A 15459-nucleotide genomic window follows, 5' to 3' on the forward strand; every position below is an offset into this window, starting at 1 on the left:
TCATTAGTTGAATGGTAACCGACTAATCATGCCTGTTTTTCTTACTTATTTATTTTCTACAAAAGTGCTAATTTGCCAAGTCACACCAAATTTATCTTTGACTTGTCCGTATAATGGACTCCAAAACGTTTCTTGCAGCTCCATCAGTACTTCTCCATCTTCCTTCAAGTTAGCAAACACTTCTTTTGAATTCTCTACATTATTGGTTATCAATGCAATAGTAACTTGATCTCCGAGTGGTAATGGCTGGCCTGGAAATGTATCAGAAATCATTAAATCGGTATTACCTACTTTCAAATGTGCATTAATTACAAGTCCTTTTGCTTCCGGCGGTACTGGAAATTCTGGATTCTCTGGCATATCTGCAAATGTTTGTACTTGGAGCACTTGCGCATCCATTGCTTTTTCATAAAAATCTACTGCCTCTTTGCCGCGTCCCTCGGTAACAATGTATGGATGAAGTCCTAATATCATTTTATCTACCCCTTTTTCTTTTATGGAAGCTCTCGCTTTCCTGTTGATAGTTTTATCTTAACAGTTATTTAAGATGAAAATTTCTTATCGATTGCGGTAATATCCATTTAGAAAAATTTTCATCAACATCGGAATGGAAACCAAAATCGGTGGATCATCGATTGAAGGTGGACGAAGATGAATTTTCTGCAAAGGAATTGGCAGACCTTCCATCACCATAATCGGACCTTTGGAACGACACCGCAGTGTACGTTGCGGCAACAAAAAATCCTTTACGTCCATTCCCCATGATACCGATGTTGCCATTAAGTAGTATACACCTGCTTTGACATTCTCAAAACAAAATCTTCCAGTTGAAGGTATTACTGTGCCATACAACGGCACTCCTTCCGGAACCGGTTTGGCAAATAATCCAATCAAAACAAATCCGTTTATTTCCTCTTCGGAGTGAATATACCCCTCCACTTTATTCAGTCCTAGTTTATTGAGTCGATACATAGACCATGTTTGTATTTCTTTTAATGATTGAAAAGAATCTTGTGCAGAGAGAGACGATTTGCGAAATGCAGATGGGGTCAGGCCAATTCGTTTTGTAAACTGTGTAGTAAATGTGCCTAAACTTTGTTGCCCTACCTCTAAACTTATATCACGGATCGGATAATTGGTATGAAGTAATAGTTCCTTTGCTCGATGCATTCGTAAAGAAGAAATTTGACACTCCACATGGCTGAAGCCATGGGATTCTTGGGACGGTAGCCTTCTGACTACTTCATTACCAAGCTAACTCCGTGAGCCTCACGGTTGAACAGAGTTTTTGTTGCTACGTCATAGCAAAGACTTACTGCTTGGTTTTCGCATTTCAGTCTAGCCATTTTTCGGTACGCATAGCATTTTACATGCAAAACGATTGATTTGCACAACCCTATATACTATCCACTTTTCAAAGAGCAACTGTCGATAGTTTAACAACAGAATGTATGTTTGTAAAGTGTTTTTTGAAAAATTTGTCAAATTCGCGAGAGGTAGAAACCTCCCTCGTCTACAAAGTGAGACTTGCCACTTTAGTGAATTGGCGAAACTTGTGTTCCCATTGTAGTGATACTCGCTAACATCCCACGATTCAAACCGTGGATTTTCTCACTCGCAAGATAATTTCATTATTAAATAAATCCATAGATTAATGTCATTCATTTTCCTTCTTTCTTGGTCTATAATATAAGAGCTAAGCATCCCTGTACTAATAGGAGTGATCATGAGTTTTGCCAAGCTCATTCAGGATCTGCCGGATCCACTGACAACATTCCTCGCAATGAAAGAAGCCGAATTCCGAGCTGACCTCCAAACTGAGATTGCCAGTGATAAGGTAAATGCAGAAAAGCGTGAGGCTGTCAACAAGTGGATGAATTCCCTGAATACATTTGAGTTTCGTGGAAAAAACAATCTCAAGGATAGAATCAAGTACTATGAAGCTCTTGTTCGAGTCATTGGCGATCCGCCTCGTAGCAGCCCACTTACAACTGCGATCAATAAGTATAGGGAATTTTACGGACTGGTTATCGATCATCTGACAAACAGGCATAATTACAAGAATGATTCGAAGAAGCTTACGCAAAAGGATACAGAGTTTCTGAGAGATATCAAGAAGATCTATCGTTAAGGCGATATGCTTTTACACCTCCCCTTGTTCACAAGAGCAAGGGGAGCAACATTTTAAATACGAATGAAAGAAAACATCGTAGTATAATTAAAATCCATAATTATCTACTTATCGTTAACAAATCTGAGCATACGCTTGTTGAACTAAATAGAAAGTATTGATGAACTCATTGTTCAAATCAACGACTTGCGCCAAGATAATCCAATTTCTAATGCCTTTTCCGAATATTACTTTCTTTTCCGCTTGATGATTGATCATTTGAATTCACGAGAAGAGGATGCACTCGATGCAAAGTTTTTGGAAATTTTATCGAATTTTTTACGATTGAATCTTCTTTAAATACTATCTATCCCTCCTAAATTTCCTTATAATAAAAGTTGCAGATGCTGTCCACTTAGGAGAAATCATGAATATTTCTGCGCTCACCAATACTCTCTTTGATGACTTGAAGAAGTATATTACAACCAAAGAAACAGAACTTCGAAAAAGTCTCGATACTGAGCGGAAGAAGATAAGCGGGAATCATCGCACAGCAATTGATCGTTGGCTGAATTGGGTGGATCGTTTTGTTTTTGAAGATAAAAATGATCTCGTGAAAGCCAATAAACAGTTTGATGATCTTCTTAAAAAGATCAAGGATTTGTACCAGTCAAACGAACCGTTTATGACTGCACTAGAAAAGTATTCACTTCTTTTCGGTTATATCATCGTTCATTTGGAGAATAGAGAAGCTCTAAAAACTGATTCTGCACTCCAGACAGATATGCGGATGATGACGGAACTCCTCAGGCGGTCAGATACTAGTTGTTTGAATGATCTCAAGAAAATGTTCCGTTAAGGCTCAAACCTTAACAACCCCTTTGTCTATTAGGCAAAGGGGTCAAAATTATGCTGAACTGCATTTATTTTTTAAGGAACAATAATAGGCTATACTGGAAAGGAATCAACCACTACACTTGGGAGTTTCCATGAGTTACGATTTTCCAAAAAACCTGACAAAGGACCTGACATCTTTCCTCATCAAGAAAGAGAGTGAACTCCGTAAGCAGCTGGATGATGAACTGCAAAAAATCCATGCTGTTCCCCGCAGAGATCTGGAGAAATGGCTGCGATCCCTTGGTACAAAAACTTATGTGGAAGCAAATAAAGAATTTGCCAACATCAGGCAGTATTACAACGATCTGTTCCGTGAGTTTAACGCCCTAGGAAAAGCGGTTGTTCACTACTCCCTTCTCATCTTGTTCACGATCCGTAGTGAAGAGCTGAAGAATAACTATAAAACGAACCCTGATTACCAGCATGATATGCGGCAATTGACCAAACTCCTCAAAAAATTGGACGCAGACCTCTTGTGTGATCTCAAAGAGACTCTTTCTTAATGGCTTTAGAACCTTAAAAAATTGGTCTTTAGCTATGATCCCATTGTTTTCATGCGAAACAAGGGGATCACACTTAGGAAGAGCTGTTTGAAGATTTTTCCGTTCTATATTGAAACTTATTAACGAGATAACCGCATAATATGTTCGAAACGATACATATGTCTGTCAATATATTTAACAATTGAATCTCTGGCATATGAAAATAATATTTCCATGATAAATAAAAAAGCAAAAATACAGACTGAACGACTAGCAATATTTTAAATATCTTCAAATACTTCAACAACGATCAAACAACTCCTATATCTTTTCCAATACAAAATATTCGATGAATTTTAGATAAACCTATATCTTATGACATACCTCAATCGTACCATACCTGACCTGATTGTTCATCATATTGTAACAAATTACTTTATCATTCTCTCCTATTTGATTTTCACAGATTCATACAATTCCAGCATTAGTATATTCTATATAATAAATGAATAACGATTTGATAGGAGTGACGCATATCCGTATACATAGAATAGTATTGATTTTTAGTCTGCTGCTTTGCATCGCAGTCACAGGATGCTCCAACACAGGAAATGGACAAAAACAAAATACCAATTCATCCAGTGACACCAATACACCAACGAATAAAAATATCGATATCCAAAACCGCGCCCAAGAGACATTGAGTAAAATGACGTTAGATGAAAAGCTAGGATCATTGATTATTGCTGGTTTAGAAGGCACCGCACCAACAGAGAAGACCAAAAACATGATAAAAAATCAGCATGTTGGTGGAGTTATTTTTTATAAAAACAACGTCACTACCCCTGAAAATTTGGTTTCTTATGTTAACAAGTTAAAAACATGGAACAAAGCAAACCCTTCGGCACTTTTTACTTCCATTGATGAAGAAGGGGGAAAAGTGAGCAGACTGCCAAGCATCCCAAAAATTCCTACTGCACGCAGTATCGGCAATACAGGAGATACAACCTATGCCAATAAGATAGGACAATTTCTAGGAAACGCATCAAAAACGATGGGGATGAATGTAGACTATGCTCCAGTGCTGGACATTAACAGCAACCCCAATAATCCTGTTATTGGAAACCGCTCGTATGGGACAGATGCTGAAACAGTATCAACAATGGGAAGGCAAGTGATGAAAGGCATTCAATCCACAAGTACCATATCAGTGGTCAAACACTTCCCTGGACATGGTGATACATCGGTTGATTCTCATTTAGCCCTTCCAGTCGTACATAAAAATTTGAGTCAATTGCAATCGTTCGAATGGAAGCCATTTGTCGATGCGATCAAGGATGGGACAGATGCAGTGATGATCGCCCATATTTTATTTCCAAAAATTGATGAGAAATATCCTGCTTCTCTATCTTCTACTATCATTACTGATCAATTGCGGAACAAAATCGGTTATCAAGGGGTTGTCTTCACAGACGATCTAACCATGGGGGCAATTTCCAAACACTATGGAATCGGAAAAGCTGCGGTACAAGCATTGCAAGCTGGGAGTGATATTTTACTTGTTGCACATGGATATTCCAATATCACAACTGTCATCCAATCGCTTAAAAACAGTATCAACGAAGGTACATTAACTGAAAAACGGATCGACGAAAGTGTTTTACGGATTTTGATGTTAAAAGAAAAATACAAATTAACAGATGAGCAAATCCAATCACCGGATTTAACTCAGCTAAATCAAGCCATCAAAGAAGAACTAGCAAATCATTAGTACCATTGGTTTGGACGGAGTGCTGCCTCGCACTTCGTCTATTTTTTGTTGTGCAGTCACAAACTTCTCTACTGTGACTGCACCCTGCCATTAAAAGAAATTTCACCCTTCGAGTTCAGGAGGAAGTTCCCGAATCCATTCTTTCTTCGCTGCTCCTATAAGCTTCTTATTCTTGTCGAAGTGCTCGAAAGTTACCTCCCACGCCGTATCCTTAAACCGGTAAGTTGTACGAGTCTGCGACTTATCATGGAGCAGATGCAAACTTACTACTACCTTCTGGCGATAGTATCCTCTATCACGACCTGTCCGCTCACCAGCTCCAAAATACGAGAATCCACTTGCCTGCTCTTCATATGCGAATCGAATCGCATATGTACCATCCTCCAAATAATCATGGAAGATCATTCGAAGATGGAGTAAGTTTTTCGGTGGTGTGAATTTGGGTTTCTTTACCCGATTGGTGCTCATTTTTCCTCCAATGGTATTGTCTTCACTTCTTTTTCAGAAGTGCTTCTATTTTCGATTTTAGCAAACTTTCGATTCCGATGGGGATACCCTTTTCTTTTTTATGAGAAAATACCTAGATTCTCACTGATCGACTATAATAAAAAATAAAAATAAGGCAGCGTGTAAAATGAAGCAATTAAAAAACATTTATAATCAAAGTTTTGCAGATAAACTTTCATCAGCTATACAAAACATATACCCATCTTTCCAAAAGGAAAGCTTTCAACATCTCATCTTCCAGCCCGATTGGGAGACACTGGCACTAAAAGAACGAATGCATCGGATTACTGCCTCCCTTTATGAAACATTACCAAAAGATTATGACCAGGCTCTTGTGATCTTAAATGAGATTGCACCTGATTTTACAGGATTAAGCGCCATGATTTTTCCTGATTATGTGGAGCAGTACGGACTAAACCATTGGGATAAATCCATCGCAGCACTAGAAACTTTCACCATCTACTCTACTTCTGAGTTTGCTGTTCGTCCTTTCTTACTAATAAATCAAGAAAAAATGCTTCACCAGATGATGAAATGGTCCACAAATGAAAACGAACACGTTCGCAGACTTGCGAGTGAAGGATGCAGACCCCGCTTGCCATGGGCACAATCCATCCCTTCTTTAAAACAAAACCCTATGCCTATTATTCCTATATTGGAACAGTTAAAGGCAGATGAATCGCTGTATGTCCGAAAAAGTGTGGCGAACAACTTAAACGATATCTCCAAAACTCATCCGGAATTGCTGATGAAACTAGCAGAAGAATGGTATGGCATAAACAAGCACACGGATTGGATCATCAAGCATGCTTGTCGTACATTACTAAAAAAAGGTGACAAACGAGCCCTGAGTCTTTTTGGATATCCAAATGCCGATTCCTTGGAAATCATTGATTTGAGCTGTGACATCCATTCAATAAAAATCGGCGAAAATCTCACCTTTTCTTTTTCAATCCATGCACAAGGCGACACGAAAGTCCGTGTAGATTATGCAATTGATTATGTAAAAGCCAATGGAAATCGAACCAAAAAAGTGTTTAAAATCGGTGAAACAACGATACTAGCAGGGAAAACCAAAATGTATACTCGATCACAGTCATTCCGCGATCTCACCACAAGAAAACATTACAAAGGAAGGCATACACTCACGTTAGTTGTTAATGGTATAGCAAAAACATCATTTGATTTTGAACTTCTGTAAAAAAATTGTAAAGCCTCCACTGAAAGGAGGCTTTTTTGTTTTGTTAAATTTTTCTACAAAAAAATCAACAAGATACACAATCCTGTCAATTGAATCATTGTAAAAATGCATATAAAATGAAAGTATAAATTAATTAATTATGCGAAATTTATAACAATTGAAGTAATTAATCTTGATAAGAAGGATTGTTCATTATGAAATCAATACTTAGTCGAATTCCTAAGCAAATCATTGGCACCATACTATTATTGTGCGGAATTCTTTTCGTTTCTAGCAGCCAAGTTTATTATGGGATGTTTGTACAGCATTTTGATCCATACTTTTTTGTATTTGTTAGTTTTATTATCACTTTTCTATTTTTTCTTTTTATGGAACTATTCGCAGTAAAAAAATCAAGTGTCCCTATACAAAGTGAGAAATCGAAAAAAGGCTGGATAGACATTCTCATCATGAATATCATCACTGCACTGACATTTATTGCATATTATGTCGCCCTAAAATATATCGAGCCAGCAGTGGTAGGATCCATTGAATGGGGAATCGGTCCAGTAATTGCTCTATTTATCAACAAATGGCTAAAACCTATGAACCGAATGTCTCCGCTTCAATTCGTAGCAGCTACAGGTGTACTTACAGGAAGCTTTTTCTTAGCTTGGGCCACGATGAGTGGACAAACTGGAGTTATTGTCGGGTCCACATCGATTTTGTTTTATGGATTACTATTCACCTTTCTTTCCGGTATAGGAAATGTCGTTGTCACGTACTATCTAAAGAAATTAACTGATCAAGGTTGGAACACTTCCAAAATTTTAGCTCATCGATTCTATTTTATTATTCTCATCTCCGGGTTTATTGTTTGGTATAAAAGCTATTATCAGTCCATTTTGTTCACAGATTTGATTTGGCTTATCGTTATCACATTTCTGGGCACCATCCTACCCATGTATTTAATGACAATCAGCATGAAATTTACCAGTCCATTTATCGCATTAATAATTAGTTCATTAGGACCATGTTTTACATTCCTGTTTCAATTGTCCGACCCAAGGATAGCGATTTCTTACTGGACACTAGTTGGAGTTATTGTCACCACTATTTTTGGATTTTTGGTTATGTTCAAAAGTGAAGAAGACTAAAAACTCTTTGTTTTCCAAAGAGTTTTTATCTGCAAATTATATGCTTTTTCTAAGTTAATCTTCCTGGTCAGCTTTGAAAGGAACATAAGGTTTATCCGATGATTGAAACAAACTTGCTAGATTTGCTATCTCATATGGAAATAAAATCGTACTGCTCTTCTCCGCCGCAATCTCCGTCATCGTTTGCAGCGTTCGCAGTTGCATTGCTACTGGATGTCGGCTGATCACTTTCGCAGCATCAGCGAGTTTTTCTGCTGCTTCATACTCCCCTTTCGCTACGATGACCTTTGCTACTCTCTCTCGTTCTGCTTCCGCCTCTTTTGCCATCGCACGCCGCAATCCCTCTGGTAAATCCATCGAACGAATTTCCACCCCAGTTACTTTAATTCCCCAAGGCTCAGTTGCTTCATCCAATGTTTTGCGCAATAAGTCATCGAGTTTGCGCTGTTCTGTCAGCATTTCTTGCATCGTATGCGCTCCTAAATTGGAACGCAAAACAGTTTGGGCAACAGTAGAAGTTGCTTTTTTATAATTTTCGACTCCGTGCAATGCCTTTTGGGCATGGACGACTTGATAATAAACAACAGCATTGATGGTTACAGGTACACTATCTTTTGTAATAATATCTTGGTTTTCTACATTCTCTACACGAATCCGCATATCCACTTTTCGAATCGATTCTAATAAAGGCAAAACAAAACGCACTCCTGGTTTTAAGGAACGTGCATACCTTCCTAGGCGAATCACAACCCCTTCTTCAAACTGTTGAATAACTCGAAACGAAGTAAAAAGAAATATACAAAAAAGGACGATCAAAAACAAAATCAATGCCATCACAGCAACTCCTTTTGTATGAGCGAATCTTTTTCATTTCTTAATAATAATTTTATTGTAACACAGTAAATTGCCAATTTTAAAATTACTTCTATTAAAAGTTGGACACCCCATTTATTACTGTAAAGACAATAAATGAGGTGCTTATCACTGGGAGTTACTCACTGCATCCATGGCATTCGGGAAGCGACTCTAGTCGCTCACGCAACATTACAAGCACCTCACCTCGATAGCCTGAATCTTTGAGAATCTTTTTGATCAGATTAGGTTTATTATAGGGATAGATTCTGGGTCCATAGGCTGCTAGAAGCTTCATTTCTTCTTTCTTTCTAGCCCAAGCTGTCTTTCCTTTCGGATGGCAGCAAAGCTTCTTTTTAGGAATTCCCACTTCGGTCTCCTCAGTGTAAAAAGAAAAGATTCTCTAGTAATCATTATTATATAACCATTACACATAAATTTATATCAAACCAATCAATTTTCTCTTTCTCTGCTTATTAATTATGTATATCTAAAAAGCTATCAATAGCACCCTAAATCATGCACCGTCAAATAATCCTCCAATTTCCGTACATCACGATAAATAGCTACCAACTTCCCACGTTCATAAACCGCCCAGCCTAATGTTTCCCCAAGTAAAATTCTCGTGATTTGAAAAGTATCAACTTCGAATATTTCACCAAAACACAGATCATATAATCGTTCAATCATCACTCGAAAAACACCTCTTTGCTGGTGAATGTGGATGGAAGAAAACTATCATATTTACATAAAAATATTTATATTAAACATGTATTTTCCTGATTATACCCAGCGATAAATAAAATGGAAACAGACAATTACAGGAAATCAAATAAAAAAAGCCTCTTCGAGGCCTTATAAGGATACAATATTTTGTTCTGTATTATTCCTTGGGTTATTTACGGAGTAGGACACTGGATAAGCTTGCAAATTTCCATCTACATAGGGAATAAGTATGGATTTCAAGTAGGAAGCGTCTGTTATCTGCGAATCAAGCCAAACATTTTCTCTTTCTTGATCAAAAATAACAGGCATGCGATGATGCAGCTGCTTCATCAACTCATTTGGCTCTGTTGTTATAATGGTACAAGAATGAATGTTATCGTCTCCATCTTTCCATGTATCCCACAGTCCCGCGAAAGCAAACGGAGTATGATCCTTCTGATGAATATAATGAGGTATTTTTTGGTCCCCATCTTTTTTCCACTCAAAAAAGCCATCTGCAACAATCAAGCAGCGCTTTCGTTTGATTAGAGACTTAAAACTAGGCTTCTCATCCAATGTTTCCGCTCTTGCGTTGATCAATTTATTGCCAATTTTTTTATCTTTTGACCAAAACGGAATCAATCCCCATCGAAACCAATTGGCTTGTCTAACACCATTATTCTCAGTGATCGTCAAAATTTGCTGGCTTGGTGCGATATTGTATTGTTTGTCTAATGAAAGACTCAATTCCAATTGGAAGCGTTCCTCTATTAGTTTTTCCTCAGATAGTAAAGTGAATCTCCCACACATGTTACTCACCATCCTCATTCATAGAGTACCATACCAACAAAGATCATACATAGAGCGAAAATACATGTCACTAGAACAGCCTCTCGTGTAGAAAGATTCACTAGTTTTCGTATAGCAAAAAATACTAAGAGGCACTGCCATATATTGATTAAGTCGATTTGGTCTAAAAATGCTGCCATCCAACCAGAGGAAGGAATCCAATATGCTAACCCTGTAATCATGGGGACGTCTAATGTCGGTTGTAAACAAAATTGAAGGCAAAATACTAGAGGGTCAAATATGATCGACATATAAAACATCGTCGTCAATAGCAAAGAAAAAGACGAAGGTACTTTCATGCATGTTAACACCAAATACAATATAACTACCTCTAGCAAAATAAACGGAACAGCTAGTATGATACCAAAAATACCAGAAATAACGGCTCCTTGAATGGAGGTAAAACGAATTGAAGCTCCAGGTTCTGCTAACGTAGAATCGAAATATGGTGAAATAAAGCCGAATACTGCTCCGATGAGCAGCGAAATAAAGCAATACACAAGCAATGGTTTTCGATAGGCAGGACTTTCTTTTATTTTCTCCGCCGCTTGAGATGGATGGTATAAAATTAATAGACTAATAGGTATTCGCAAACAACATCCTCTTTTCTTCGTAATTATAAGAATTATATTAAATCATACCATCATAAAATGGATATTACTTTCTAAGTTTTTTATAACTTAAGTAAAAAATGAAGTTATGTTTGTAAAATGCATGTTAAAATATCAAATACCAAATACATTATTGAAATACATAACATTTATGAACAAAAGAGTGAAAACAAATGAAAAAAACCGACCAATTCGGAAACCGAATGAAAACCTATGAACATGCTTATCGAAACTACTTGCCCAAACGTTTGCCTGTACTCATCCGTATCGATGGATGCCATTTTCATAGTTATACCAAAAAACTAAAAAAACCATATGATGAACATTTGGTAAATGCATTTTGGGAAACCGGAAAATACTTGGCCAGCGAACTGATGGGATGTAAACTCGTCTACCACCAAAGCGATGAAATTTCCATTTTACTCACAAACAATGATAAATTGACCACAGAAGCTTGGTTTGATAATAATATCCAAAAAATCGCTTCTGTTTCGGCATCCCTTGCTGCAGCAAAATTTAACAACATGATGAATCATCTGCTGCCTAATCACAATCAGTTAGCTACATTTGATAGCCGAGTGTGGGTATTGCCACCTGATGAAGTAGCAAATTATTTTTTATGGAGACAACTGGATGCTTCAAAAAATAGCATCTCGATGGTTGCACAGGCTCATTTCTCAGCAAAACAGCTGCATGGACTGAGTGCACACCAACTAAAAGAAATATTGTGGACACAAAAAAATATAGATTGGAATGATCTGCCGATCTGGCAGCAAAGAGGGGCATGTATCACGAAACATACCTATATCAAAGATGGAGTGGAACGAAACCGGTGGGAAGTAGACTCGGAAATCCCCATCTTTTCAGAGAATAGAGAGTATATTGAACAGTATATTGTTAGATGAGAAAATATATTGTCACATAAACAGACCCCCTAAGCTGACTTTAACCGGCAACTTAGGGGATTATCGATAGTTTCTTGTACTCAGCTAGTACATTTTGAATGCAAGCAGCATTTGGAAATAATCCAAACTCAGAACAAGAAACATCCCATACAACAGTACAGGCAAAACATCTCGACCTCGTTTACACACTCTAGCAGATGAAATAATCCACCAAATGTCCACGATCATCAGACAGAAGAGAAGAAAGAGAAGAAACATTGTGTACTCTTTTCCGATTGTTTATCTGCTGATACCTCTGATTTTATCGAAAAACCTTGATACTAACAAGATTACAGCTTATATCGTATTGTTATTCAATGATGGTTGAAAACACCGAAGATAATTGTTTTGGATTGCCGACAAAAATTGCCTTTTTAGCAAAAGTTAAAATAGGCAGTGTCAACTGCGGAAGCAACTGGCCAATCTCATCTAAGATGAGTAAATCTGCTGAGAGATGAAAAAAACCAAATGTATACTCAAAAAACTTTGGAGCTGTGTCAATAGTCGTGATAAGACAAGGAGTCAGCATAGCTACCTCTTGATAAAAAGCGTCCAGTTTTTGGAATGATGGATTATCTCCTTGTAAACGTTGTTTCACTTGAAGCAAAAACCGGGCTTCCCAATAATGCGTTGCTAACCAAAAAGCCACATAGCGATAATTTCGATCAAAATGGTCTTCTGCATTTTCCATATCCAGAGGAATGCCTTTTCTCTGCCAGATTCCTGCGTCTCGTTTTCTCTCCTTCAACATTTCATGCAGACGTTCATCAAATGTTTTTTGCTGTTGCAGTAGCTGATCGAAGGAAAATATTTGTTTGTTTCGTGTTTGTTCTTCTAAATCTAATCCTTGTTCAATGAGATTGTCCGTATAGCCGGCAAAAGAGATGTTTGGCATATGGTGTTTGATATATGTTTGATTAATCAACTGCTGATATTTATTGTGCCATGCACTCATAAATGGGATGTTGTTAATCCAGCGCCATATTTTCCGATTCTGTTGATAATGGTTCCAATCCAACCTTTGACTCTTTATTTTCTCTAATTCATGTTTTGATTCCATTAAACGGCTCTTAAATAGTTCTAATCCTTCAGCAAAGGAATTAATATGATATTTCTCCTGTAATCTTCCATGTTCCAGCATCAGTAATTTTTTTTCCACGAAATTGTGCAATGGTGCTTGCATTTTCTCGATTATTTTCTTCAATTTATCATGTAAACATAATTTTGCATGTTCTACATTATCTACTCTTATTTGCAAATATGCAGCACAGTGAGCAAGAAATTTTGTTTCCATTTCCTTTAGCAAACTATGATCAATTTGTTGAATATTTATCCAGTTACTCTCAAACTGAGTGTCCTTTTTCCTCATTAGTTGATAGGTTTCGTATTGCTTTGGATGCGATTCAAGTTCACAAAATACCCCTAGGCTATTCACACCGGAAATCCACCGTTTCGAAAGCATTTCTACATGATCAAATTCAGAGACAGGTGGGAACTCATCACGATTTTTCATAGGCATTCCCACGAACATATCCAACATATTTTTTATAATTGGTTCGGTTGTACCCAATGCTAAAACAATAGGTGCTTGACTGCTCTCTTTATATGCACGATTCACCCACAAAGAAGCGATCACACTCTGCATCAACTTTTCTTTCTCCATTCCAGGGTGACCTTCTAAACGAAAACACTCTCCTTCTTCTAATGACAAATAATGATGCACTGCTTTCCTTTGTAAAGTACTAAGACTTTCTTCTGGATTCATTTGCCCCAAATGTTCCAATGAGTATTTTTGATGATCGACAGAAATGGAAACTCCAGGTTTCTCTAATTGTATAAGTTTATTAGAAAAACATTCTAATTCATACTGCATCATATCTTGTGTTGTATTATCTCGAAGGAAATTGGATGTATTGGTCACCATCGCTTGTTGATAATCAGAAGAATAATTTCTTTTCATTTGCCATTGAACAACTGATTGGACAAATCTATCCGTTGTGGAAAGTAATTGTTCCAATGACAATCCCTCAATAAGATGAAGAGAGACAATCCTAACTTGACGGTCACCAAACAATTGGTAAGCGACAAAAGGCTTTGTATCTAGTGAGCAAATCTTGCCATCCTTGAATATCTCCACACGAAGAATGATCCAAATGCGGATGGGAGACCCTTCACCTATTCTTTTTTGAAAGACATATGGGCAAATATAAAACTCCTTGGACTGCTCTTTCATTCGGTTTAAAAATGCCTTATCTTGTATTCTTGCCTCCATTAATTCTGTTCTGCTCATAATATGTACTGGTGTGATAAAATCATCATCTGTACACTGATCCGTGTCATTATTTATATTATTATTCCAATTGGTTAGCAACTTCGTTGAAATTGTAATCAACTCCTTTCAGAGTCTATCTTCTAGTTGTATTCCATTTGGAATTATCGATTTCCTTCCAAATTTTATATATTTTTCTTGTATATTCTTTGTATAATTAAAAAATTGAATATTCCCTATTTTGAGATGAAATAAATAAAAATCAAAGATTTCATGTTATAAATAATGGTGTCTTTTGTTTTGATTTATAGGAGGAAAAATGTTCCCTCAAAACCGCATGATGTCTTTCCTGCACGGATTCATCTGCGCAATCACTTGCGGCAGGTATGGAGGTGTCAAAAAATCTTTTCTTCTCAAACTCTTAAGATATGACGAAATATAAATATCAAATATTCGGACTTAACTTGACATACCAAAAAAACGCAATTATACAATTGCGTTTTTTCTCACTAAATTTATTTTATTTTTTTCAACGTCGACATCCAAATACTAAAGCCAGTTGCCCATAAAGTTATTGCGGTGCCAAATCCAATGAACATCGATCTGGGAACCACTGAGTTTCCTGAAAGATTTGCTTGCAAAGGGATAAAAAAGGCTATAATTCCTAAAATACAAAGAACAGCACCAGTTACATAATGGGTATTTACTCGAAATAGATTTGCTAATGGGAAAAAATGTACTCCTACGATAATTGCCATAATTGGAAAGAATAGTTCAAAATGATTCGTCATATTACAAATTACACTAGCAATCGCAATTGCAACACCTTCCAAACCGAAAACAATCCCAAACCATTTACTCACTTTTTTCCAATGAACTTGCTCCTCTAATGTTATATCATCATTGCTTAATTGACGACCTTTTCCAAATAAATTTAAGGAGCCAAACAATAATATAAGTGTTACGAGACCACAAATTATAAGCAGCAATAGACTGTCGAACCCATTCGAACCAGTGATACCGATGGAAGCCCAAACCGCTCCAAAAAAAGTCATAAATATCATTCCATTTGCAGCACTCTGCACTGCTTTACCTGGTAATTTACTAGTTTTCCCCATCAAATTT

17 protein-coding genes are annotated in these 15459 nt (G+C 37.0%); 7 read left to right on the forward strand and 10 right to left on the reverse strand.

Features of this window, described 5'->3' with window-relative positions:
- Window positions 1-45: 45 nt before the first annotated feature.
- Together AC5WOC_RS05285 and AC5WOC_RS05290 are read right to left on the reverse strand one after the other, a co-directional pair.
- Entirely contained in the window at window positions 46-474 is a 429-nt protein-coding gene (locus AC5WOC_RS05285) for a VOC family protein (RefSeq protein ID WP_496054354.1), read from the reverse strand.
- Window positions 475-558: 84 nt separating this feature from the next.
- Window positions 559-1197, reverse strand: coding sequence for a helix-turn-helix domain-containing protein (locus tag AC5WOC_RS05290; RefSeq protein WP_496054355.1), 639 nt, complete (start codon window positions 1195-1197; stop codon window positions 559-561).
- A gap of 529 nt (window positions 1198-1726) precedes the next feature.
- On the opposite strand from AC5WOC_RS05290, the gene AC5WOC_RS05295 reads away from it, so the two are divergent.
- The 4 genes from AC5WOC_RS05295 to nagZ all read left to right on the forward strand — a co-directional run bounded on the left by AC5WOC_RS05295 (window position 1727) and on the right by nagZ (window position 5260).
- Complete coding sequence (locus AC5WOC_RS05295; RefSeq protein ID WP_496054356.1) at window positions 1727-2131, forward strand: hypothetical protein; 405 nt, start codon at window positions 1727-1729, stop codon at window positions 2129-2131.
- A 406-nt stretch (window positions 2132-2537) separates the two neighbouring features.
- Entirely contained in the window at window positions 2538-2969 is a 432-nt protein-coding gene (locus tag AC5WOC_RS05300; RefSeq protein ID WP_496054357.1) for a hypothetical protein, read from the forward strand.
- A 130-nt stretch (window positions 2970-3099) separates the two neighbouring features.
- Window positions 3100-3510, forward strand: coding sequence for a hypothetical protein (locus tag AC5WOC_RS05305; RefSeq protein WP_496054358.1), 411 nt, complete (start codon window positions 3100-3102; stop codon window positions 3508-3510).
- Window positions 3511-4015: 505 nt separating this feature from the next.
- Window positions 4016-5260 (forward strand): beta-N-acetylhexosaminidase, encoded by a 1245-nt coding sequence (gene nagZ, locus AC5WOC_RS05310; RefSeq protein WP_496054359.1) that lies wholly within the window; start codon window positions 4016-4018, stop codon window positions 5258-5260.
- 102 nt (window positions 5261-5362) lie between these two features.
- On the opposite strand, the gene AC5WOC_RS05315 is transcribed toward nagZ, so the two are convergent.
- Window positions 5363-5728, reverse strand: coding sequence for a hypothetical protein (locus AC5WOC_RS05315; RefSeq protein WP_496054360.1), 366 nt, complete (start codon window positions 5726-5728; stop codon window positions 5363-5365).
- 166 nt (window positions 5729-5894) lie between these two features.
- On the opposite strand from AC5WOC_RS05315, the gene AC5WOC_RS05320 reads away from it, so the two are divergent.
- Together AC5WOC_RS05320 and AC5WOC_RS05325 are read left to right on the forward strand one after the other, a co-directional pair.
- Window positions 5895-6968 carry a DNA alkylation repair protein gene (locus AC5WOC_RS05320; protein ID WP_496054361.1) on the forward strand — a complete coding sequence of 358 codons (1074 nt, stop codon included), beginning with the start codon at window positions 5895-5897 and terminating at the stop codon, window positions 6966-6968.
- Window positions 6969-7162: 194 nt separating this feature from the next.
- Window positions 7163-8104 carry an EamA family transporter gene (locus tag AC5WOC_RS05325; protein ID WP_496054362.1) on the forward strand — a complete coding sequence of 314 codons (942 nt, stop codon included), beginning with the start codon at window positions 7163-7165 and terminating at the stop codon, window positions 8102-8104.
- A gap of 54 nt (window positions 8105-8158) precedes the next feature.
- Here the strand turns inward: AC5WOC_RS05325 and AC5WOC_RS05330 are convergent, their stop codons facing one another.
- From AC5WOC_RS05330 to AC5WOC_RS05350, 5 genes are all read right to left on the reverse strand, one after another.
- Window positions 8159-8938 (reverse strand): slipin family protein, encoded by a 780-nt coding sequence (locus AC5WOC_RS05330; RefSeq protein ID WP_496054363.1) that lies wholly within the window; start codon window positions 8936-8938, stop codon window positions 8159-8161.
- Between the two features lie 157 nt (window positions 8939-9095).
- Entirely contained in the window at window positions 9096-9326 is a 231-nt protein-coding gene (locus tag AC5WOC_RS05335; RefSeq protein ID WP_496054364.1) for a hypothetical protein, read from the reverse strand.
- Window positions 9327-9457: 131 nt separating this feature from the next.
- Complete coding sequence (locus AC5WOC_RS05340) at window positions 9458-9646, reverse strand: hypothetical protein (protein WP_496054365.1); 189 nt, start codon at window positions 9644-9646, stop codon at window positions 9458-9460.
- Window positions 9647-9811: 165 nt separating this feature from the next.
- The gene (locus AC5WOC_RS05345) at window positions 9812-10471 is read right to left on the reverse strand and encodes an SOS response-associated peptidase (RefSeq protein WP_496054366.1); all 660 of its coding nucleotides are present in this window, start codon (window positions 10469-10471) and stop codon (window positions 9812-9814) included.
- Window positions 10472-10485: 14 nt separating this feature from the next.
- Window positions 10486-11103: a YIP1 family protein gene (locus tag AC5WOC_RS05350; protein ID WP_496054367.1), complete on the reverse strand. Its 618-nt coding sequence runs from the start codon at window positions 11101-11103 to the stop codon at window positions 10486-10488.
- A 191-nt stretch (window positions 11104-11294) separates the two neighbouring features.
- On the opposite strand from AC5WOC_RS05350, the gene AC5WOC_RS05355 reads away from it, so the two are divergent.
- Window positions 11295-12026, forward strand: coding sequence for a tRNA(His) guanylyltransferase Thg1 family protein (locus tag AC5WOC_RS05355; RefSeq protein ID WP_496054368.1), 732 nt, complete (start codon window positions 11295-11297; stop codon window positions 12024-12026).
- 349 nt (window positions 12027-12375) lie between these two features.
- Here AC5WOC_RS05355 and AC5WOC_RS05360 read toward each other — a convergent pair whose 3' ends face one another.
- Entirely contained in the window at window positions 12376-14457 is a 2082-nt protein-coding gene (locus tag AC5WOC_RS05360) for a hypothetical protein (protein WP_496054369.1), read from the reverse strand.
- Between the two features lie 392 nt (window positions 14458-14849).
- On the reverse strand, window positions 14850-15452 hold the full coding sequence (locus AC5WOC_RS05365; protein WP_496054950.1) for a DUF7010 family protein: 603 nt from the start codon (window positions 15450-15452) through the stop codon (window positions 14850-14852).
- Between the last annotated feature and the right edge of the window lie 7 nt (window positions 15453-15459).

It is taken from the genome of Shimazuella sp. NTD247 (genome assembly GCF_059510415.1).